Here is a 17,290-nt window from a genome sequence, read left to right on the forward strand (position 1 = left end):
CTGAAGTTCGGGTCGGACCCGGCAGCAGTTTCCATGCCCTGATCGTCGGGCAAAGTTCACCGATTCGACAAATTGTCCCGTCACAAGCCTTTCTTACGGTTCGCGAAGACGCACTCCAGGACCGTTCGCTGTACTCCTGTGCGTGGCGGTGCTCACCGGATCGGCCGCCCTTCCCGCTCGCGCTCGAGCTTCGCCTGCTTCTTCGTCGCCTCCCGCACCCGGTCGCGGACGAAGACCGCGTCCTTGTGCGTGATCGGAGCCTCGTGGACATCGTGCGAGCCGCGCAGGAAGTTGCTCGTGCGGTCCGCGATCGAGTACGCGACTGCCTGCTCGATCGCCGCGCTGGTCTCCATTACCTCACCCAGCTGCCCGTGCAACGCGGCCAGGCCCTGGGTCTGCTCATGGCCCCGACGCTCCAGGGCTTCCATGCGCGCCGCGATGCTGCCCAGCAGCGGATCACGGGAGCGGAACAGCCGCGCCGCGCGCCGGGTGGCAGCATCGGTCGCCAGTCCAAGGTCGAGCTGGGCCAGCAGAAAGGCCGTGACCAGGCTTGCCTGGCTCAACCGCTCGGCGAACTCGCGGGCTGCCGTGTCGCCGACACCGAGCTCACGGACGGCCGCTGAGCGCAGCTGCTCCCGCAGCGCGCCGACGATAGCCTCGGGCAGGGCCCGGACGGCAGGCTGGCTCTTCACGCCGTCGAGCCGGAAGCCGCTCTGTGGCAACGACTCGCTGCCCTCGTCCCCTCCGCCGGAGCCGCCCCTGGCCGCCGCAGACTGCACGGCCTCCTGATGGTCGGTGTGCTGGAGCGGGACGGGCGGGAGGAGGTTGGCATCTTCCGGCGGCGACACCGGGAGGGCCGCGGGGTGCGCTTCGGCGTCTGAGTCGTCGTGCACCTGCGGCGTCGCTGCTGTGTCCACGGCGACGGCGTCGTTCTGGGCCGGGGGAGTGGCGCTGCCCGCTCCCGAGCCTCCCCGCTGGCCAGCACCGGTGTCCCGGTCGAGGTCCTCGGCGCTCTGCTGCGGGGCCTCATCCTTCTCCGGCGCGTCCTGCTCCGGCTCCGCCGGCTGTGCCCGTTCCTGGGCCCGCTTCAGGCCCTCGCTCCCGCCGGTCCGGTACGCATCGAGGAAGGACGTGTCGACGTCCATCAGCTCGTCGGTGGACGGCATGATCTCGTTCAGCCCCTGGCTCACGTCAGCTCCCCGTTCTCCTCGTCCAGCAGATAGTTGTCGCCCCTGGTCAGCCCGAGCAGGGAATCGAAGCCCATGGTCACGACCCGCTCGAGGTTGGCGTTGTTCGTCGAAAGCGCCTTGAGCTCGTCGACGACCTGGTTGATGCGTGCGGTGAGCAGATCAGGGATGTCGAAGTCGAGATTCTCGCGCCGGATCTTCTCGGCGATCGCCTCGGCGTAGTACTCGTTGGCGGAGGGGTAGCCGCGCCGCTGCGCCCAGTACTCCGCCCGCTGCTTCTCGTCCGAGGACAGGCGGGTAAAGACCCGCTCCCTGCGGTCGCTGCCGTTCGGGTCGGTGCTCGGTCCACCGGACCTGGTCGCAGCCCGCGCAGCGGGAGGCGCAGCCTTCGGCTCGTCGACGACGGTCATGTCTCACCTCTCCTGTCATATTCGACTGATGTACGAGTCCATTCTAACGTCATTCAATTATCTGTCACGAATGACTGCGCAATGACTTGTGACAGACCTTTGCGGAGAGGTCGGGCAGAGAGGTAGAGTCGTCTGCGTCACCCGGTCAGCGCCTGATCGCGTGTCCCGGGCGGCCTCGGTTCCTCGACCCCAAGGCCGGGGCCGCTGAACGTTGGTTCGCACCTCCCGTTCGTGCGAAAAAGAGAAGGCCCCGACGCGCATGAAGCGCACCGGGGCCTTTATTCCTGCCTGCAGTCCCAGAGCCCAGGCCAGTCCGGTCCGCCCGGCATTTGCTCCACGTTGCGTGCCGTTCCCGCCCGGGCGTACGATTCCATCGAACATATGTTCGAAAAGGAAGTGGACATGCAGGCCTCGCAGCCAGAACCGTTGGCGCTCGACGAGCCGCTGATACTCCCGTTTGCGCCGGAAGCCGTCGCCTGCGGCTTCCCCAGCCCTGCAGAGGGATATTGGTCCGGGGACCTTGATCTTGTCCAGCACCTGGTCCGGGACCCAACCTGCACATTCGTCTGGCGTGCAGCCGGCCATTCCATGACCGGAGCCGGAATCAATGACGGCGACCTGCTGCTCGTGGACCGGGGGATCGATCCCGTTCCGGGCAAGATCGTGATCGCCGTCGTTGACGGCGAATACACCGTCAAGCGGCTGGACGTCGTCCAGGGACGTACCGTTCTCGTGGCAGAGAACCTCGACTATGCGGACATCGTTCTCCACGAACACACGGAGATGTCAGTCTGGGGCGTGGTCACATGGATTCTGTCTCCTGCGAAAATCAAACGTGGTGTCAGACCCCGCCTATAGTCTCCAGCCGTGGCAATGACGACTCTCACCCCAGCACCCGATCAAATCGCTCTCGTAGACTGCGTCTCCTTTTACGCCAACGCGGAGCGTGTCTTCGACCCCACGCTGCATGACCGGCCGACCCTTGTCCTCTCGAACAATGACGGCTGTGTGGTTGCCGCGTGCCCGCTGGTGAAGGAACTCGATCCTGACATCATGGGCAAGCCGTGGTTCAAGATCCGCGGCTGGTGCCAGGCCAAGGGCGTCGAAGCCAGGTCATCGAACTATGAGCTCTATGGCTCGCTGAGTGCACGGGTTGCCACCATTCTGGGCCGCTTCAGTGCGTGGCAGGAAGTGTATTCGATCGACGAAAGCTGGCTGAAGCTGCGGGGCGCTCCTGAAGAACTCGAATCACGAGGACAAGAGATCCGACGGACTGTCCTCCAGCTGACCGGCATTCCTGTCCGCGTCGCGATCGGTCCCACGAAGACCCTCGCCAAGGTAGCGGCTCTCGGCATCAAGAAAAACCCCGCTTTCAATGGAGTTCTCGATCTCCGGCGGTTTTCGGAGGAGCAGCTTGACCGGATCCTTGACTCCCTCCATGTGACTGACCTCTGGGGCGTCGCCGGGCGTAACGGCAAGCGCCTGGCTGCGCTCGGCATCCACACGGCCAGAGAACTGCGCGACGCTGATGCCAAATGGCTCCGTAAACGGTTCTCCGTCGTCATGGAAAGAACCATCCTGGAGCTGCGCGGGCAAAAATGCATCGAGCTGGAGACCCAGCCGCCGGCTGCCAAGGACCAGCTGATCTATTCCAGGAGCTTTTCGCGCAAGCTTACGGACCCTGACGAGATGCATCAGGTTCTGTCGATCTACGCCCAGCGGGTCTCAGCACGTCTTCGGGCCCAGGGGTCCGTCGCCGGCGTGCTCTCGGTGTGGGCTTCGACCGGCTGGGCCGACGAAGGAACCGTCCCGCATTCAGCCCACCGGGCTGTTCCGCTGGCCATGCCGACCGATGACCCGATCGCGCTTACGAAAGCTGCCAGTGCGATCCTGCCTGATCTGTTTCCGACCGCCGGTATCCGCTACGCCCGTGCGGGAGTTGTGCTCACGGGACTGCGCGCGGGTGACGGCGTTCAGTTCTTACCTGTGTTCCAATCCGAATTCGAAGATCGGGGAGTAGGGAAGGTACTTGACGAGATCACGAGAAAGCTCGGCGCGCAGGCTGTGGGTGTGGGCCTGGGCGGCATGAAGACCCCGCCGGCATGGGAGATGAAGCGCGCCATGCTCTCGAAGCGCTGCACGACCCACTGGGACGAGCTGCCGGTCGCTGTGGCATAGCGGGGTAAGGGAAACGCAGGACCTCAACAGCACCCGCGCCGGCAGCAAACTCGAGCAGCGACCTGCCACATTAAAGCGCGGCTTCGAGTTCCTCCGAGGAATACCCGAACATGTAATCCTCATCCTTACCGTGTGAGGCCCAGATCTGAGCTGCATCGTAAACACTCAGCGCCTCGCTGGCGTCATCGTCATCGTCATCGTCATCGTCATCTAGACCGTAGCGACACTCAAGGCAGTACATCTCGGAGTAAACAAACTTTTTCACCAGGGGCGTCCCACAGTTGGGGCACGGGGGCGTTTCACCCTCGTAGACATCGATCTCGTCCCAGCTTTTTTCCTTCTTCGCAAGGAAATCAAACATACCCAAAGGCCCTACCGTCCCAATACGTCCCGCCGAAGCCGTTTCTGATATGAGATAAACCGCTGACGACAAGCACAACCGCAATCTTCGACACGGTCAGTATCGCATGCGCCTGTTAGGTACTACCTCCACGCGAGTAAGGCGATACCTGGACGAACTTTGTCTCGGTGCCGCCGGGACCGTAGTGCTGCACGCGCTGGTGCCCGCTGACATTATGCTCGGTCGGAGACTTTCTGCTGGCCTCCTCGCCGATGCCCTCGAAAGCCGCCTCCGTGAACTCAGGGATTTTCTCCCAGACCGCCGCGCTGACCTGCTTGAATGCTTCGGGCGACCTCAGTGTCAACAACGTGACCGCGCCAGCAGCCGCAAGAGCGCCAACGGCGAGACCTGTCTTGAAAGCCGGATGCTCCTTGATCCGCTGCCAGCGGGTCGGGCCCTGGCTCATATCCTGCTCGCAGGCTCCGGCGGCCTCAGGGTTGCGCACTTCACTGGGCTCAGACTGGACTGACTTGTCCTTGGGCTGCCGAAGACGTGACGGATTGAGCGGCTGCGCCCGATCGAACGGGCCTTCTTGATCATGATCGGGCACTCGGGCAGTCTATCCTTTACCGGCAATCCCAGTCTCACTCCGGTCCGATTCAAGTTGCCGACCGTAGTCCGACACCTTTGATGGCGCGCCGATCAGAGACTCTCATTTCACAGCTTAGGCAGGCTACTCACTGCGCATGCTGTTACTTGACAACTTTCTCTTCTCCAACGGACAGAGGACGGCCGGGCAGGGCTCTATGCTCAGAGCTATGGAGGTTGAATTGACCATTGAAGATGCCCAGGACGAAATGATGCGCGTCAGCGCGACAGGCCCCGATTATGACACCACCCTGGCCGCGGCGAAGGCCAAAATCCCGGAAGGATCCCGAATGATCATCATTCGCGTTCCGGACCGTGAGGTGTAACCGCTTCAGTATGCTCCTCCGCCCGGATACCCAGCTGGTTTCACCTGGCCCCTTCCCAGCAAGGTCCTGGTCCGGCCTGAAGCAAGCAGTCCGGCATCAGGAAGCACCAGCCATACAACCAAGACAGCGCCCGTCAAGGTTGGTCATTGCCAGGTCTGGCCACACCAGCAACGGCCCTCTTCGTGTTCCTGGATGACCTGGACCCGTTCCTCGCCGAGCAGAATGATGTCTTCGTAGCTGAGCATGCCTCCAGTGCAGCATCGGTTGCCGACTGCCGGTAGAGGAGTCCTGGCGTATGTGGAAAACCGCAGGGACGATCAAGCTCGTTCCGGCGGGCCGAGCCGCCTCGATTCGGTGCCCTTCAAGCTCCGTCCGAACGGGGCCTATCATGAGGGAGGGGGACACCTATTGGCCGCTTGTCGGGACAGGTCATGGCACCACACAACGCGAATAGGCGGGACAACCGCACCCCTGGAACTGCAACATTGCGCCCCGGGCACCGCATCAGGGAAATACGCCAGGACCTCCATGACCGACACCCTGCCCGAGCCCGCTACCAGGTCATTGCTGCGCAGCATTCGGTCGCCGGCGGGGCACCCCTTGTGCCCCCGGCCTCGGATGAATACCAGATCCGTCTCTACACGCGGTCCCGCAGCGGAGACGTAAGGGTGCGACTCGCCGCGGTCAGGGAGGCCATAGCAACCTCGCCATATGTCTGGGAGGACCTCGCCGACGATGGCGTGCGGGAATGGGTGGAGCCTTCGATTGAGGACGACGCACTGTTGGCGGCTGCAGTGGTGTCTCTGGGAACTTTGAGCGCCGAGGAACGCCCATATTTGGGGAAGTTTGTGGTCGAGGAGATCTACGAGATTCTGACAAGTGCAGAAGCGGAATACTGGCACCGGGCCGTATCAGGCCGCCGCCGGCACTGACCGAATCAGCCTGGTTCCGAGATCCTAAGCTCTCAGAGCGGACCAAACATTGTTCTTGAACCTATGAAGCATGGGCCTCTCGGCTGAACTCTGCAAGAATCACGGCATGGTCGACCGCACTGCGTCCGATGAGCACTACGTGCTTGACCTCTGCGATGGCGTGCTCGGCATGAGCAGCTGTCGCCAAGCGACGTTCGATTGGCTCCGCGGCGACCCGTCCCCTTTGCGACCCCTCGGCACCAAGCTACCGGTGGACGGCTTTTGGTCCGATCTCAAGCTCGTCGTCGAGTTCCAGGAGGAGCAGCATTCGAAGCCGTCGCCGTTCTTCGATCGGCGGCAGACCGTCTCTGGTGTCGGTCGCGGCGAGCAACGTCGCCTCTACGACGAACGCAAGCGCCTTCTTATCCCCGAACATGGATTGAAGCTCGTTGTGATCGAGAAGTCCGCGTTCATCGTCAAGTCGAAGCGGATCCGGCGCGACCCGACGACGGACATTGCCGTGGTGCGCGCGCACCTCGGCAATGCGCAGTCAAAACGGCTCTAGTGCCGACGTCGCCATCGAATTGCTGTGACGCAGACTCCGCTCTGGAATGTTGCCATCTGGGGCTTGCTATGACTTCAGCAGCCTTGTGAACAGGAAAAGAAGAACCGGTGCGAGTATGCACCGGTTCTTCTTTTTGATCGGTAGAAGCCAATCAACGGCAGGACAAAAACCCGCGATGGATGAGCCTCAGACCTTTGCGCTGGCCGTGCAGTCCACGAGTGCCGAGGTGAAGTCCTTCGACTTCCAGATCTTCTTGTCCTCGTCCTTCGGCAGGAAGTCCGAGATCGATCCGGTCCCTATTGGTGCGCCGCCGGCGAGGAAGCGCAGCGTCTCCTGCGAGAACCCTGCCTGGAAGACGACGCCCGCCAGGCAAGCGCCCGAGGCTGCGTAGGTCTTCTTCTGATCCTCGTTCAGCGCATAGGAGGAGAACGTCGAAACGAGCCCCGCGGTCAGCTGCGAGGAGGAGTTGATGCTCGTGCCCTGCGGCACCGGGAACTTTGGCGTGAGATCCGGCTGCCGGGCCTGGGGGAGCTCCTGTCCCTGCTTCGGCGGCACGTAGACCTGATCCTTGCCGTCCTTGCTGGTCGTGGCACCCGGAGCCGGGGTCGGCGGGATCACCGCGTCGACGCAAGCGTCGAACTTGTCGCGCAGCTCGGGGGAGAGCATGATCGCGGCGTCCATCGCGCTGACCTCGCCCAGGCCATTTGCCACCGCGGCGATGTCGTCGCTGCCCTTGCCCACGATGTAGGCCTGCGCGGCGTCCGAGAGCTTCTTGTCCTGGACGGCGCGGACCAGGCACGCGCCGCCGTCGATGCTCTTGGCCCCGGTGCCCTGGAAGACGAGCCGGTCCAGCGCCTTGCCGAGGTCCTCGCTGGTCACCTTCGCCGCGCTGGTGCTCGGGCTCGGAGACGGCTGCGCCGTCTCTGAGCCGGCGGAGCATCCGGCGAGCAGGCTGCCCAGCACCGCCAGTGCGGCGGCGGACAAGGCCGCCTTCCTCGTCATCGGAATCTTCATCGCCATGGTCTCTCCTGTCGGGTCGATGTCTGCGCCGGATGGCACAGAGCCCGCATCCGACTGGTCTTCCAGTACATCTTATACGATAGGCCAATCGAATGATCTATCGGATGATGCGCGAAGAGTGACACAAACGACGGCTGACAGAAGTTCTGCGCCAGGCCCTGGCGATGCCTGGTATCGCCAGGGGGCAGCTGGGCTGGGAGGGATCAACGGAGTTGATCCGGACGGGTGCTCGACGCGTCCCGAGCGCGTCACCCGGTCCCTGGGTGGGCCGGGTCGGGACGGCATGCCGCGCCCGGACGACGCCGACCCGAGAGAGGGACTGCCAATGACCCGGACGACTGTGCCGACGGACCTGATGCCGCGCTGCCAGATCGCGGACCCGCCAGGTGCAGGAGCACCTGGCGTGCCAGCACCACGAGAGCGGCGGCGTGCAGTGCGAGAACCCTGATCCGCACACGGACGATCACTGGATCTCGGAGCACACAATTTCCCACGCGCTGGCCGGAAACGGCTACGCCTGCACGGCATTCGACCCCGCAGAGCCGACCCGAGCCTTCCAAGGGCCTGTCCAGACCTACACCGAACAGCAGATGGTCGACGCGCTCCTGCGCTGCGCCGCGGACCGGGACAGCCTCCCGCGCAACGACTACATCCGCCGCAGACACGACGACGAACCATCCGCGCCGCTGCTGGAGCGCCGGTTCGGCTCCTGGAATGCAGCCCTGGAGAGAGCGGGCCTGAACACCACCGAGCAGCCGCTGCACTTCCAGGGCGCGACCACGAAGTGGACCGAGGAGATGATCCTCGACGCCCTGCGCGAGTGCTGGATCAAGACCGGCTCCGTCGCCGTGCTCGCCTACGAGGCCTGGCGCACCGGCGGCACCGACGGCATCTGCCGGACCCATGTCCCGCCGGCAGCCACCATCCGGTTCCGGATGGGCAGCTGGTCGCGGGCCACGCAGCTCGCCGTGGGCTGAGCCGGCGGCCCTGGCGTGGGTGGCTGCCATCCCGCTCATCCCACTGACCGCACACAGACTGAAGGACTCCATCATGACGATCGCCCGCCCCCTCCATGACGTCATCGACGACGCACCGCCGTCGGACGCCATCGCACAGCAGATCCAACTGCAGGCCGCCGCTGCGCTCCTGCCCGAACAGGAGTGGTGCGGCGGCTGCACCCCCGGGGACGATCCGGTGCCCGACGTCGAGGGCGGCATCCCTGGCATGCCGCAGGACGTCGTCCTGCGCATGACGGAGCCGCTGCCGCTGCCCGCGGACTGGAAGGCCGCCTGGGGCCCGGCCCCGCTCTACGACATCGCGTACCTCGCCTGTGGGCACACCGTTACCCGCCGGGCCTCCTGACCCGGGGCAGGGATGCAGCGACGCAGCGCAGCTGCGCCGGGGGACTCATCGACTGAACCATCGACCAGTGAAGGAGCGTCCCGCTCATGCCCCTGACACCACTGCAGAGCTGGGCCCTCATTGTGCTCCTCGCCGTCTTTGTGCTCGGGCTTATCTGGCTCTACGCCGAGGCCGAGGCTGCGCTCCGGCGCAGACATACAGACAAGGCGGCGGCACAGCAGCCGCAGGCCGAGGAGGCAGACAGCTCACTCGTTCCCATTCCTGTACCTACCGCCCGCCCGACCCTTCGTCTCATCCAGGGGCAGGGCCAGGGCCCCGCGAGGTCCCGTCGCGGTCCCGCCGAGGTCTACGACTGGGCCCGCCGGGGAATCTAAAGAGACCCCTTCCGGCCCCTGGCCTCCTGCGGGCTGGGTCAAGACTTCATGCGGCCCACCGCCGCACCACGAACAGCCCCAGGGCCGTCGCGAGAAGCGCCGGACACACCGTCCCTGCCGCAGCCCGGCAACGAAGCCACGGCGGCCCGGGGTCAACAACCATTCACCTGCCCGTGCAGGCATCGAAAGCGAGAAGAACAATGGACCAGACCATCGCACCGCCCCTCATCAAGCACAGCGTCGCCGTCGACTTCGGCGTCATCGAGCTCACGGGCACCCTTCAGCACGCCGACGCCCAGCGCAGCCTCGTACTCCTGACCGAGGAGGCCCCCGAGCGCATCTCGGTGAACCTCGAGGCATATGGCCTCGTAGCCGGCCAGGGGCGAGTGTTCATCAAGGACTGGTCGGAACACGCTGGCCTGGCCGAGCGCCTGCAGGAGGCGGGGCTCGTGCACATCATGCGCTCCGTGACCGTCGGCCCGTTCGCCTCTACCGCCCACGAAGTCGAGGTGACGCTCTGATGGCCGCGGACACCCATGCGCTGAGCATCCTGAAGCTGAGCACCGGCCACCTCGAGAAGATCGAACAGCTCCAGGGACGGATGCTCGCCCTCGGCGAGGAACGGCTGGAGGTCGCGCGCCGCCAGCTCGAGGCCCAGGACACGCAGAACATCCTCGCCTGGCTGCAGCTGCAGCAGGCCCAGGGGCATACACCCGACCCGACGCTCGTGGACCTGGTCCGCCGGCGGTTGCGAATCTGAAGCAGACAGGAGAAACGCCATGGACAACATCATCGAGAGCGCCGGAGTCCTCATCGCCACTCTTGCCTTCATGATCTGCCTCGCGTGGCTGGGCTGGTTGCTGTTCCGGCGACGGTTCCCGAACCGGGACGGGCAGATCGCGTACCTGGAGGAGGACTACCGGCGGGCCTGCGAGAGCGGAGACGTGGCCGCGGCCGATCAGATCGAGGCTGAACTCTGGGATCTGGGGGCAGCACCGGGCTGGCCTGGGGCCGGGCGTACCGGGTTCGATCAGCGCAGCTGATGCGGGACCCGTGATGCAAGGGCATCTGGGATCAACGCAGTTGATCCGGAAGGAGCACTGAGGAGCGCTCGATCAGCACAGCTGATCCGAGTCTTCATTCGAAAGATCATCGTCTGATCAGCACAGCTGATCCGGATGGGGGTCTGAGAGACAACCGAACACTTCAACTCACCATCGCGCGCGGAGCAGGGACACTGCCCGCGCGTTTCGTGCACAACGAGGAGAAACACTCATGTCGAACCCCCGCAACTCCGCCACCGTCATCGGCCGCCTGACCAAGGACCCGGTCGTCTTCAACAACCAGGACGGCTCCAAGAAGGTCGCGTTCACCCTGATGGCCGACCACAACTACACCGACAGCCAGGGCAACCGCGGCGCTGACGCTGTGCCGGTCGAGGCTTTCGTGCGCGCGACCACCAACGGCATCGGCCCGTTCGCGAGCATCCACAAGGGTGACCTCGTGGCCGTGAACCTCAAGCTGCGCCAGGACCGCTACACCAAGAACGGCGTCGAGGTCTTCGAGCTCAAGGCAGTCGTCGAGGACATCACGTTCCTCGAGCCCCGCTCGGTGACCCAGGCCCGCGTGAACGAGCGCGTCGCTGCCGCCGAGGCGCAGAACCAGGCCCTGCAGACCCAGCCGGCTCCGGCTCCCGTCGCAGCCGCTGCCGCACCGCAGCCGGCCGTCGCCAGCGCCGTCCACAGCGAGGAGCTGCCCTTCTCCTGAGAAGCGCGGCCCGCACCAAGCACAACCCACAACTGAATAACAACCGAATAGGCGGGTCACGCACGCCGACAGTCCCCGTCCGAGGAGCCTCGCGCTGCTCGGACGGGGATCTGCTTTCGCTGGCCGCCGCCCTGCCCTGCCCCCAACGTCATCAGCCAAGAGAAGGAGTTCCGCCATGCAGATCGTCGCCGACGCGAACGTCGAGGCCACCGATCACGACCAGGCCCTGCACGCAGGGCTCACCGCCGTCGTCGGCTCGGTGATCACCGACCACCCCGGACCGGATGTCGAGGCCATGGTCGACGACGTCGTCACTGCCGTCATCCAGAAGCTGCGCCTTCACGCCAGCCAGGTCTTAGTCGCCGATCACGGCGGCACCCGCCCCGTGGAGCGCTTCCGCACCGTCACCGGGCGGATGGACCTGGAGGACCCGGAATGAGCCTGGTCCAGCAGCTCGAGCCCGCCGCCGAGGTCCAGCCGGCTGCCGGGCTTCCCGGGGCGGCGCGGATCCTCGCCGAGGCATATCCCCAGATCATCGACTTCGACCCCAGTGGGATGACGATCGAAGAAGTGCACTACTTCCTCGGTGAGTCGGTTGCCGTCGCCTTCTTCCAGTTCCTGGTCCTCACCAAGCGGTGCAAGGCCGCCGTCGGGATCCGGCGCTGAGAGCTTCCGTGCAGAGCGGTTCGATCCCTCCATGGGTCCGGCCCCACCAGCGCCCCGCGCGCCCTGCCCTGCCCTCCCGGCAGCAGCGGCGTGGCGGGGCGCTGTCTTTTCGTTCAGGTTTCGTTCCTGGCCGGGCGTGGAGGGGATCGGCACAGCCGATCCGGATCTGACGACGAAGGACAACGTCCCCGTCCTGCCACACTTCACTGGAGGTCCGCCATGTCTGGTCTCAGCTGCCCCAACGATGGCGCGCCGATGGAGTCCGACGCCCCCGCCACGGCCCGCGAACGGGCCGGCCGGAGCGGTTGCGCCTGCACCCACACCTGCCCGGAGTGCGGCTACTCCGCGATCCGCTAATCACCGCCCATCGACCGAGGAGGGGCCATGTCGACCTCCGTGCAGCACCGTCATCACCGCAACCACGACCACACCCTCACCGGCTTCCTGTCCGCCGTCGCCGCGGTCTGCCAGGAGCTGAACGCCGCCGACGACGCCCACGAGCTCGAGCGCCACGTCGGCTGGGTCTCGCACTCGTGCGAGCCGGACTACCAGGTGCTCGTCGAGCTGATCGGCCCCGCGCCGGGCCTCGCCCTGCAGCTGGTCATCGACCTGGACATCGACTCGACGGTCGCCTCCGCGCAGATCGTCGGCACGGCCGATGACGAGTCGTTCACGACGGACGTCGAGGTCGGAGTCCGGTTCCTGTCCCATCTCGTCGAGCACCACCTCGCGCCAGCGGCCAGGCCGTGCGACGGCTGCACGGCTCCGGGCTCCCTGCGGGCACCGACCTGGAAGTGAGTGGCGAACGGCTCCTCGTCCCTTTCCTCACAACCCCTCGCCGGCTCCTTCCCGGAACCGGCCCACGGCGCTCTAGCTCAGCGGCAGAGCACTCGGCGTTCTGACTGCCCGCGGTTCGATTCCGCATCAATCCCTGGTCGGGCAGACCCAGGCTACAGGCCCGTTGCAGGGCGACGCACGAGAGGTCACGGGTTCGATCCCCGTGAGCACCACAGACCCAGGGTCGTACAGACCCGCGCGATCCATCAGCTGCACCAGCCAGGAGGGCACTGCCATGACCGACACCATCACCCCCGCCTTCCTCGACATCGTCAAAGACGGCGGTCCTGCGGTCCAGGAGGCTCTGTTGCGCTCGACCGAGCGCCACCGCATCCTCGGCGGCAAGAGCGCCCGGATGCTACGCCGGGGCGACCGGGTCGCGCTGCGCGACCTGAACCCTGATCTGGATGGCGGCACAGCCGTCGTCGAGCAGGTGCGGCCCTCGGTGGGCAGCACTGTCCACATCCTCACCGTCGGCGGTGAGGCCCACCTCGTCCGCGGCTCGCGCCTCGTGCTCGTCGCCCGCGGACCGGAACAACCCTGACCAGCAAGGAAACCGCCATGTACACCGGACCCATCAGCAACGGCATGCTGCTCGGCATGACGCACAAGGGACGCAGCGCATTGATCCGCGAGCTCAGCCCGGACGTGCGCCGCAAGCTCGCACACATCGCCTCGCTCGGTGCCGAACAGGAGACCAGGAAAGCCGCCGAGCACTTCGACGCTGGCCGGCGCGTCTGGGCCGGTAACAGGCTCGACCACGCCCAGTCACTGAGCCGGCTCGCTGCTGAACTCACGGGCGAGCCCGACGGCGTCTTCATCGTCGAACCCATCGACTCCGGATCCGTCGCGGCAGGCAACTGATCTCTCTCACAGGACCCCCGGCACCGAGCGCATCGCTCAGGGCCGGGGGTCCTGTCTTTCTCTTTCCGGAACAGCCAGCACAGCTGGCTCGGGCGTGCCCGTGGAGAAGCACGCCTGCCACCCCGGCCAGAGCGACCGACGACTACTCCAGCAAGGAACCCCACCATGAAGCGCACCCCCTCCGGATCTGTCTTCGCCGGCCTCATCGCCGCCGTGCTCTGTATCGTCACGCTGACCGGCTGCGAGGACCTGCCGAAGGCCCCCGGCGTCCCGGGTACGCCGTCCACCAGCACTGCGGCAGCCCAGGACCCGGGACAGGTGTCCTCTGGCAAACCGGCGAGCGTGGAGACCAAAGTCATCCGTGTCATCGACGGCGACACCGTCGCCGTGCTGCCGGTGGCCGGCCTGCTCGAGGCGACCGACAAGCATCTCGGGATCCCCGAGCACACAGTCAGGCTCCTGGGCATCGACGCGCCCGAAATGAACTATCACAAGGATGCCGAGCCCGAGTGCGGCGCTAGGGCCGCCACTGATCATCTTGGCGGCATCCTGCCGCAGGGCATGCCAGTGACCATCGAGTTCGACCCCGGGGCAGACAGAACTGACCGTTATGGCCGTTCTCTCGCCTACGTCATCACACCGGCCCACAACGACGCCGCGCGACAGCAGGTCACCGACGGCTACGCCATGCCCTGGTTCCCCAAGGGCGAGCCGGAGCCCCAGCGGATCCCCGAGTACCGCACGGCGGCTGACAACGCCGTGGCACTGCATGCCGGTGCGCACTCACAGTGCTCCTCCATCGGCCGCGGCTGAGCTGCTGCACTTACAGACTACGAACCAGGAGAACCACATGCCCATCCCTACAGCACCCTCTGAGCTGGACGAACTCCAGGTCGGCGACAAGGTCCTCGTCAAGAGGGTCCTCGACCACCCCGCCTGGATGAAGCAGGTCCCGTGCGATCCCCGCAATGGCTCCACCACGAAGTACGTCCGCGACCCGCAGCTCGTGGAGGAGCTGGGGGTGAGCAGCGTGATGGACCGCCGGGCGGTACCCGCGATCGCAGCTGCCGGCAACTGGCCGGGACGTGAGGCGCACACGCTGGTCCGCCTGCCCAACGGCTTCTGGTACGACTGCGCCACCGGCCTGCAGGACGGGTCCGGATCCACGCGCATCGAACGCATGCACTGAGCCTGAAAAGAGCCCGGCACGGGGGAGAGCCCCTGGTGCCGGGCTCGTCTCTTTCCTGGCGGCTCGTCAGATCGGCACAGCCGATCCGGATCTGGACTCGAAGGAGACACCCGCTCCTTCCCGACCAGAAGGAGCAGCACGATGAGCAACGACGACCACAAGTGCAGCCTGGCCCAGCTGGAGCGGGCGCTCGAGGTGCTCGACGGAAAGCTGAAGCGCCTGGGGCTGAACGCCCCGGTGCAGATCCGTGCGATCGGCGGCTTCGCGCTCATGAAGTACGGCATCCGTGCTGCGGACCGGGCATTCACCGTCGACATCGACAGCGTCACCGGCGATTTCGCGCCAGAGGTCATGGCGGCAATCCATGAGGTGGCCGACGAAATGAACCTGGAGCGCGACTGGATCAACAACGACAACGTGATGGACGGTGACGACGCTGAGCTCGTGGCTTCGATATACCAGGCGCGCTGGATCGACGACGACACAGCGTACGAGTGCATCAGACTTCAGGTGGCCAGTGTCTCCACGCTGACCCGCGCCAAGATCATCGCCGCGGACACCGCGGAGTTCTCCGGCCGTGCACAGGACCTGCCGGATCTCCTGGAATTGCTCCGATTCCAGGGCATCACCACCGCTGCCCGGTTCGATGCTGCTTACCCGGATCCCTACGACGAATACCCCGCCGCCCGCGAGGCCGTGCACGAGCACTTCGCTGCGGACAGGACGTTCGCCTGAAGAAGACCCCACCGTCAGAGCGCGTGCTCCGGCGGTGGGGTCTATTTTTTGTGTCCGTGGTTTACTGCTGGCCGGAATCTTCGGAGTTACCTCCGTCGTCGATGTCCTTCAGCCGCTGTTCCAGCCGGGTTGCGTGGGCCTCTTTGACTTTCCGGTAAACCTTGACGCCACCTGCAATGACCAGACCTGCAGCCGCCAAGACCCCCGCGGCGATCAGGTCCTCTGTACGGGCATCCTGCTTGCCTGCGTGGTAGCCCTTGCCATAGACCGCGCTTCCCGCCACGAATCTCTCCCTTTGTTGAATTTTGAACTCCGCCGAAAGCCTATCCCAGGGTGCGTGGAGGGGTTGTGCCGATGCTGCGGATCATCCGCGCTTTGCCGGCGCGGGGTTGGAACCTTCTTGTTGTTCTTCTTCATCTTCGATTCTCAGGTGCAGCCAGTGGTGGTGACAGCGGAGCTGTCACGGAGGAGTCATCGACGAAGGACGGCCTGCAGTGCAACGCCGTGCCCCACAGGATTCCGAGGAGAACCGCCATGAGCACCATCGCCGCACCCATGCAGGACGCGCTGCCATTCGACTTCGGCTCTGATGTGCTGGTCGTCAGCGCGCCCGTCTACGACGAGCAGGCCCGCCGGGCCGACCGCGAGCTGTGCCAGGGCTACGTCATCGCATGGTGCGGCACGGCGTTCACGGCGGACGGCACACGGGCAGAACGCGCCGAGACCACCTTCGCGGACTTCCAAGCGGCCGCCCGCCGTCTGGCAGAGGGCTGAGGAACCAGCGCAGCTGATTCAGGTCCGGCATCGAACAAACGACTTCATCAAACAGGAGGGGATCACCGAGTCCGCTGCCACCACTTCCGAGCCCGACCTCGACGCTGAAGCTCAACGCGTTGCAACCGTCCACCGGCTCGCCACGAGCAAGGCCTTCTACCCGGAGCTGCGGCGTGCCGAGGCTCAGGCCCGGGTCCAGCTCGCCGCCGCCGTCATAGCAATGGACGAGGTCGAGGACCGCATCGCCGCCGGCGAGAAGATCCACTCACTCTACGAGCAGGCTGCAATCGAACGGGCCAAAGACGCCTACGCCCAGGCGCTGGCTGATCTCATCCGCGGCGAGTCCAGCGTTGAGGCTGACCCATCGACTTCCCAACCCATGAACCAGGAGCACTGATCACCATGTCCTTCCTCGAGAAGATCGGATTCGTCGAGACCGCCGAGCAGGAGGCTCAGCGCCTCGCGCAGTCGCCCGAGGGCTCGGCCAATCACGAACTGTCCAAGCTGCCGGTCACTATCGAGCAGTGGCCCCAGGACCTGCTCATCGAGCTGCCCTGGCACGCCACCGAGCGGGGCTCAGGCCACCGCGTCGTCGTGGTGCCCATCGAATACCGCGGCGAGGCCCGCACCGAGGGCGAGGAAGAACCCCGTCCTCGCAAGCGCCACGCCGGTTGGTGGAACTGCGCGGTCGTCGCCAGCGACCACCCCAGCTACCCGGTCGGCGGCCACCGGCTGAGCATCCCCGCTGCCGAGCTCGCCCGCGGCAAGCGGATCGAGCTCTGAGAGAACACATCCCACGACGAAGGAGGGTGAACCACCATGCCTGACACGATGCAGACCACCGGCCGCCGCGAGCGGATCCTCCGGAGTGTCTGCAGGGCGCTCCTCGTCACGGGGATCGTGCTGAACGTCCTCGCCCTGCTGCCCGCGATCGCAGCCAGCGCCTGGACCGGTCACTGGACGGCGAGCGTGGTGCTCGTGGTCCTGTCCGGTGCTGTCTGGGCTGCTGGACTTCTGGGCCTGAAGACCTGGGCTGCGCGGCTACGCCGTCGCAACGACACCCGGCCCAGCCAGCACCAATGACCAGTCGCCCTGCCTGATCCCACCAGAGCCCCGGCTCCTGCGCTCCGGCGCGGG

General features: G+C 65.6%; 32 protein-coding genes and 1 tRNA gene. 27 read left to right on the plus strand and 6 right to left on the minus strand.

The genetic code is table 11. The features are described from left to right. Positions 1 to 152 precede the first annotated feature (152 nt). Positions 153 to 1,190 (minus strand): hypothetical protein, encoded by a 1,038-nt coding sequence (locus NEK97_RS17020; RefSeq protein ID WP_257370964.1) that lies wholly within the window; start codon positions 1,188 to 1,190, stop codon positions 153 to 155. Next, a complete protein-coding gene (locus NEK97_RS17025; RefSeq protein ID WP_257370965.1) occupies positions 1,187 to 1,597 on the minus strand; it encodes a hypothetical protein in 411 nt (136 codons plus the stop codon). The genes NEK97_RS17020 and NEK97_RS17025 overlap by 4 nt, the downstream gene beginning before the upstream one ends. Before the next feature lie 402 nt (positions 1,598 to 1,999). Between NEK97_RS17025 and NEK97_RS17030 the strand changes: the two genes are divergently transcribed. Together NEK97_RS17030 and NEK97_RS17035 are read left to right on the plus strand one after the other, a co-directional pair. Next, a complete protein-coding gene (locus NEK97_RS17030) occupies positions 2,000 to 2,455 on the plus strand; it encodes a LexA family transcriptional regulator (RefSeq protein WP_257370966.1) in 456 nt (151 codons plus the stop codon). Between the two features lie 15 nt (positions 2,456 to 2,470). Beyond that, positions 2,471 to 3,775 carry a Y-family DNA polymerase gene (locus NEK97_RS17035; RefSeq protein ID WP_257371063.1) on the plus strand — a complete coding sequence of 435 codons (1,305 nt, stop codon included), beginning with the start codon at positions 2,471 to 2,473 and terminating at the stop codon, positions 3,773 to 3,775. Positions 3,776 to 3,845: 70 nt separating this feature from the next. On the opposite strand, the gene NEK97_RS17040 is transcribed toward NEK97_RS17035, so the two are convergent. Continuing rightward, complete coding sequence (locus tag NEK97_RS17040) at positions 3,846 to 4,136, minus strand: hypothetical protein (protein ID WP_257370967.1); 291 nt, start codon at positions 4,134 to 4,136, stop codon at positions 3,846 to 3,848. A gap of 115 nt (positions 4,137 to 4,251) precedes the next feature. After that, positions 4,252 to 4,725: a hypothetical protein gene (locus tag NEK97_RS17045; RefSeq protein WP_257370968.1), complete on the minus strand. Its 474-nt coding sequence runs from the start codon at positions 4,723 to 4,725 to the stop codon at positions 4,252 to 4,254. A 208-nt stretch (positions 4,726 to 4,933) separates the two neighbouring features. Between NEK97_RS17045 and NEK97_RS17050 the strand changes: the two genes are divergently transcribed. The 4 genes from NEK97_RS17050 (at position 4,934) to NEK97_RS17065 (ending at position 6,565) form a co-directional block, all read left to right on the plus strand. Continuing rightward, complete coding sequence (locus NEK97_RS17050) at positions 4,934 to 5,089, plus strand: hypothetical protein (protein WP_257370969.1); 156 nt, start codon at positions 4,934 to 4,936, stop codon at positions 5,087 to 5,089. Positions 5,090 to 5,235: 146 nt separating this feature from the next. Continuing rightward, entirely contained in the window at positions 5,236 to 5,370 is a 135-nt protein-coding gene (locus NEK97_RS17055) for a hypothetical protein (RefSeq protein WP_256248754.1), read from the plus strand. Positions 5,371 to 5,520: 150 nt separating this feature from the next. After that, positions 5,521 to 6,021 (plus strand): hypothetical protein, encoded by a 501-nt coding sequence (locus NEK97_RS17060; RefSeq protein WP_257370970.1) that lies wholly within the window; start codon positions 5,521 to 5,523, stop codon positions 6,019 to 6,021. A gap of 106 nt (positions 6,022 to 6,127) precedes the next feature. Beyond that, positions 6,128 to 6,565, plus strand: a complete 438-nt coding sequence (locus tag NEK97_RS17065; RefSeq protein WP_257370971.1) for a hypothetical protein — start codon at positions 6,128 to 6,130, stop codon at positions 6,563 to 6,565. Between the two features lie 186 nt (positions 6,566 to 6,751). Here the strand turns inward: NEK97_RS17065 and NEK97_RS17070 are convergent, their stop codons facing one another. Then, positions 6,752 to 7,567, minus strand: a complete 816-nt coding sequence (locus NEK97_RS17070) for a hypothetical protein (RefSeq protein WP_257370972.1) — start codon at positions 7,565 to 7,567, stop codon at positions 6,752 to 6,754. Positions 7,568 to 8,013: 446 nt separating this feature from the next. On the opposite strand from NEK97_RS17070, the gene NEK97_RS17075 reads away from it, so the two are divergent. The 17 genes from NEK97_RS17075 (at position 8,014) to NEK97_RS17155 (ending at position 15,379) form a co-directional block, all read left to right on the plus strand. Then, complete coding sequence (locus NEK97_RS17075; RefSeq protein WP_257370973.1) at positions 8,014 to 8,562, plus strand: homing endonuclease associated repeat-containing protein; 549 nt, start codon at positions 8,014 to 8,016, stop codon at positions 8,560 to 8,562. Positions 8,563 to 8,635: 73 nt separating this feature from the next. Beyond that, positions 8,636 to 8,947 (plus strand): hypothetical protein, encoded by a 312-nt coding sequence (locus NEK97_RS17080; RefSeq protein WP_257370974.1) that lies wholly within the window; start codon positions 8,636 to 8,638, stop codon positions 8,945 to 8,947. Between the two features lie 86 nt (positions 8,948 to 9,033). Next, positions 9,034 to 9,321: a hypothetical protein gene (locus NEK97_RS17085; protein WP_257370975.1), complete on the plus strand. Its 288-nt coding sequence runs from the start codon at positions 9,034 to 9,036 to the stop codon at positions 9,319 to 9,321. A 200-nt stretch (positions 9,322 to 9,521) separates the two neighbouring features. After that, positions 9,522 to 9,842, plus strand: a complete 321-nt coding sequence (locus NEK97_RS17090) for a hypothetical protein (RefSeq protein ID WP_257370976.1) — start codon at positions 9,522 to 9,524, stop codon at positions 9,840 to 9,842. Continuing rightward, the gene (locus NEK97_RS17095; protein ID WP_257370977.1) at positions 9,842 to 10,081 is read left to right on the plus strand and encodes a hypothetical protein; all 240 of its coding nucleotides are present in this window, start codon (positions 9,842 to 9,844) and stop codon (positions 10,079 to 10,081) included. The genes NEK97_RS17090 and NEK97_RS17095 overlap by 1 nt, the downstream gene beginning before the upstream one ends. A gap of 19 nt (positions 10,082 to 10,100) precedes the next feature. Further along, on the plus strand, positions 10,101 to 10,364 hold the full coding sequence (locus NEK97_RS17100; RefSeq protein WP_257370978.1) for a hypothetical protein: 264 nt from the start codon (positions 10,101 to 10,103) through the stop codon (positions 10,362 to 10,364). Between the two features lie 232 nt (positions 10,365 to 10,596). Continuing rightward, the gene (locus NEK97_RS17105; protein ID WP_021473537.1) at positions 10,597 to 11,088 is read left to right on the plus strand and encodes a single-stranded DNA-binding protein; all 492 of its coding nucleotides are present in this window, start codon (positions 10,597 to 10,599) and stop codon (positions 11,086 to 11,088) included. 175 nt (positions 11,089 to 11,263) lie between these two features. Beyond that, positions 11,264 to 11,527: a hypothetical protein gene (locus tag NEK97_RS17110; RefSeq protein ID WP_257370979.1), complete on the plus strand. Its 264-nt coding sequence runs from the start codon at positions 11,264 to 11,266 to the stop codon at positions 11,525 to 11,527. Then, entirely contained in the window at positions 11,524 to 11,754 is a 231-nt protein-coding gene (locus NEK97_RS17115; RefSeq protein ID WP_257370980.1) for a hypothetical protein, read from the plus strand. Before NEK97_RS17110 ends, NEK97_RS17115 begins: the two co-directional genes overlap by 4 nt. A gap of 219 nt (positions 11,755 to 11,973) precedes the next feature. Continuing rightward, entirely contained in the window at positions 11,974 to 12,111 is a 138-nt protein-coding gene (locus tag NEK97_RS17120) for a hypothetical protein (RefSeq protein WP_257370981.1), read from the plus strand. A gap of 27 nt (positions 12,112 to 12,138) precedes the next feature. Further along, positions 12,139 to 12,552 carry a hypothetical protein gene (locus NEK97_RS17125; protein WP_257370982.1) on the plus strand — a complete coding sequence of 138 codons (414 nt, stop codon included), beginning with the start codon at positions 12,139 to 12,141 and terminating at the stop codon, positions 12,550 to 12,552. Between the two features lie 66 nt (positions 12,553 to 12,618). Further along, positions 12,619 to 12,764: transfer RNA gene (locus NEK97_RS17130), tRNA-OTHER, on the plus strand. Positions 12,765 to 12,826: 62 nt separating this feature from the next. Then, positions 12,827 to 13,135: a hypothetical protein gene (locus NEK97_RS17135; RefSeq protein WP_071416397.1), complete on the plus strand. Its 309-nt coding sequence runs from the start codon at positions 12,827 to 12,829 to the stop codon at positions 13,133 to 13,135. A 17-nt stretch (positions 13,136 to 13,152) separates the two neighbouring features. Then, a complete protein-coding gene (locus NEK97_RS17140; protein WP_056387614.1) occupies positions 13,153 to 13,455 on the plus strand; it encodes a hypothetical protein in 303 nt (100 codons plus the stop codon). A gap of 165 nt (positions 13,456 to 13,620) precedes the next feature. Beyond that, positions 13,621 to 14,268 (plus strand): thermonuclease family protein, encoded by a 648-nt coding sequence (locus NEK97_RS17145; RefSeq protein WP_257370983.1) that lies wholly within the window; start codon positions 13,621 to 13,623, stop codon positions 14,266 to 14,268. A 37-nt stretch (positions 14,269 to 14,305) separates the two neighbouring features. Further along, positions 14,306 to 14,644, plus strand: coding sequence for a hypothetical protein (locus NEK97_RS17150; protein WP_257370984.1), 339 nt, complete (start codon positions 14,306 to 14,308; stop codon positions 14,642 to 14,644). Positions 14,645 to 14,785: 141 nt separating this feature from the next. Beyond that, on the plus strand, positions 14,786 to 15,379 hold the full coding sequence (locus NEK97_RS17155) for a hypothetical protein (protein WP_257370985.1): 594 nt from the start codon (positions 14,786 to 14,788) through the stop codon (positions 15,377 to 15,379). A 61-nt stretch (positions 15,380 to 15,440) separates the two neighbouring features. Here the strand turns inward: NEK97_RS17155 and NEK97_RS17160 are convergent, their stop codons facing one another. Continuing rightward, entirely contained in the window at positions 15,441 to 15,662 is a 222-nt protein-coding gene (locus NEK97_RS17160) for a hypothetical protein (RefSeq protein ID WP_056387604.1), read from the minus strand. A 71-nt stretch (positions 15,663 to 15,733) separates the two neighbouring features. On the opposite strand from NEK97_RS17160, the gene NEK97_RS17165 reads away from it, so the two are divergent. The 4 genes from NEK97_RS17165 to NEK97_RS17180 all read left to right on the plus strand — a co-directional run bounded on the left by NEK97_RS17165 (position 15,734) and on the right by NEK97_RS17180 (position 17,236). Beyond that, complete coding sequence (locus NEK97_RS17165; RefSeq protein WP_257370986.1) at positions 15,734 to 16,153, plus strand: hypothetical protein; 420 nt, start codon at positions 15,734 to 15,736, stop codon at positions 16,151 to 16,153. Between the two features lie 220 nt (positions 16,154 to 16,373). Further along, on the plus strand, positions 16,374 to 16,550 hold the full coding sequence (locus NEK97_RS17170) for a hypothetical protein (RefSeq protein ID WP_257370987.1): 177 nt from the start codon (positions 16,374 to 16,376) through the stop codon (positions 16,548 to 16,550). A gap of 5 nt (positions 16,551 to 16,555) precedes the next feature. Further along, positions 16,556 to 16,936, plus strand: coding sequence for a hypothetical protein (locus tag NEK97_RS17175; protein ID WP_257370988.1), 381 nt, complete (start codon positions 16,556 to 16,558; stop codon positions 16,934 to 16,936). 36 nt (positions 16,937 to 16,972) lie between these two features. Continuing rightward, a complete protein-coding gene (locus NEK97_RS17180) occupies positions 16,973 to 17,236 on the plus strand; it encodes a hypothetical protein (RefSeq protein ID WP_257370989.1) in 264 nt (87 codons plus the stop codon). Positions 17,237 to 17,290 lie beyond the last annotated feature (54 nt).

Origin of the sequence: Paenarthrobacter sp. UW852 (assembly GCF_024608385.1) — a bacterium.
In the GTDB taxonomy this organism is placed as follows: domain Bacteria; phylum Actinomycetota; class Actinomycetes; order Actinomycetales; family Micrococcaceae; genus Arthrobacter.

Bases quoted from the DNA above. Each gene is read 5' to 3' on its own strand.
- NEK97_RS17170 (WP_257370987.1), top strand. From the start codon at position 16,374: ATGGACGAGGTCGAGGACCGCATCGCCGCCGGCGAGAAGATCCACTCA.
- NEK97_RS17175 (WP_257370988.1), top strand. From the start codon at position 16,556: ATGTCCTTCCTCGAGAAGATCGGATTCGTCGAGACCGCCGAGCAGGAG.
- NEK97_RS17065 (WP_257370971.1), top strand. From the start codon at position 6,128: ATGGTCGACCGCACTGCGTCCGATGAGCACTACGTGCTTGACCTCTGC.
- NEK97_RS17145 (WP_257370983.1), top strand. From the start codon at position 13,621: ATGAAGCGCACCCCCTCCGGATCTGTCTTCGCCGGCCTCATCGCCGCC.
- NEK97_RS17165 (WP_257370986.1), top strand. From the start codon at position 15,734: ATGCTGCGGATCATCCGCGCTTTGCCGGCGCGGGGTTGGAACCTTCTT.
- NEK97_RS17100 (WP_257370978.1), top strand. From the start codon at position 10,101: ATGGACAACATCATCGAGAGCGCCGGAGTCCTCATCGCCACTCTTGCC.
- NEK97_RS17115 (WP_257370980.1), top strand. From the start codon at position 11,524: ATGAGCCTGGTCCAGCAGCTCGAGCCCGCCGCCGAGGTCCAGCCGGCT.
- NEK97_RS17060 (WP_257370970.1), top strand. From the start codon at position 5,521: ATGGCACCACACAACGCGAATAGGCGGGACAACCGCACCCCTGGAACT.
- NEK97_RS17120 (WP_257370981.1), top strand. From the start codon at position 11,974: ATGTCTGGTCTCAGCTGCCCCAACGATGGCGCGCCGATGGAGTCCGAC.
- NEK97_RS17105 (WP_021473537.1), top strand. From the start codon at position 10,597: ATGTCGAACCCCCGCAACTCCGCCACCGTCATCGGCCGCCTGACCAAG.
- NEK97_RS17090 (WP_257370976.1), top strand. From the start codon at position 9,522: ATGGACCAGACCATCGCACCGCCCCTCATCAAGCACAGCGTCGCCGTC.
- NEK97_RS17070 (WP_257370972.1), bottom strand. From the start codon at position 7,567: ATGACGAGGAAGGCGGCCTTGTCCGCCGCCGCACTGGCGGTGCTGGGC.
- NEK97_RS17095 (WP_257370977.1), top strand. From the start codon at position 9,842: ATGGCCGCGGACACCCATGCGCTGAGCATCCTGAAGCTGAGCACCGGC.
- NEK97_RS17150 (WP_257370984.1), top strand. From the start codon at position 14,306: ATGCCCATCCCTACAGCACCCTCTGAGCTGGACGAACTCCAGGTCGGC.
- NEK97_RS17050 (WP_257370969.1), top strand. From the start codon at position 4,934: ATGGAGGTTGAATTGACCATTGAAGATGCCCAGGACGAAATGATGCGC.
- NEK97_RS17040 (WP_257370967.1), bottom strand. From the start codon at position 4,136: ATGTTTGATTTCCTTGCGAAGAAGGAAAAAAGCTGGGACGAGATCGAT.
- NEK97_RS17085 (WP_257370975.1), top strand. From the start codon at position 9,034: ATGCCCCTGACACCACTGCAGAGCTGGGCCCTCATTGTGCTCCTCGCC.
- NEK97_RS17035 (WP_257371063.1), top strand. From the start codon at position 2,471: ATGACGACTCTCACCCCAGCACCCGATCAAATCGCTCTCGTAGACTGC.
- NEK97_RS17030 (WP_257370966.1), top strand. From the start codon at position 2,000: ATGCAGGCCTCGCAGCCAGAACCGTTGGCGCTCGACGAGCCGCTGATA.
- NEK97_RS17140 (WP_056387614.1), top strand. From the start codon at position 13,153: ATGTACACCGGACCCATCAGCAACGGCATGCTGCTCGGCATGACGCAC.
- NEK97_RS17110 (WP_257370979.1), top strand. From the start codon at position 11,264: ATGCAGATCGTCGCCGACGCGAACGTCGAGGCCACCGATCACGACCAG.
- NEK97_RS17155 (WP_257370985.1), top strand. From the start codon at position 14,786: ATGAGCAACGACGACCACAAGTGCAGCCTGGCCCAGCTGGAGCGGGCG.
- NEK97_RS17180 (WP_257370989.1), top strand. From the start codon at position 16,973: ATGCCTGACACGATGCAGACCACCGGCCGCCGCGAGCGGATCCTCCGG.
- NEK97_RS17125 (WP_257370982.1), top strand. From the start codon at position 12,139: ATGTCGACCTCCGTGCAGCACCGTCATCACCGCAACCACGACCACACC.
- NEK97_RS17080 (WP_257370974.1), top strand. From the start codon at position 8,636: ATGACGATCGCCCGCCCCCTCCATGACGTCATCGACGACGCACCGCCG.
- NEK97_RS17025 (WP_257370965.1), bottom strand. From the start codon at position 1,597: ATGACCGTCGTCGACGAGCCGAAGGCTGCGCCTCCCGCTGCGCGGGCT.
- NEK97_RS17135 (WP_071416397.1), top strand. From the start codon at position 12,827: ATGACCGACACCATCACCCCCGCCTTCCTCGACATCGTCAAAGACGGC.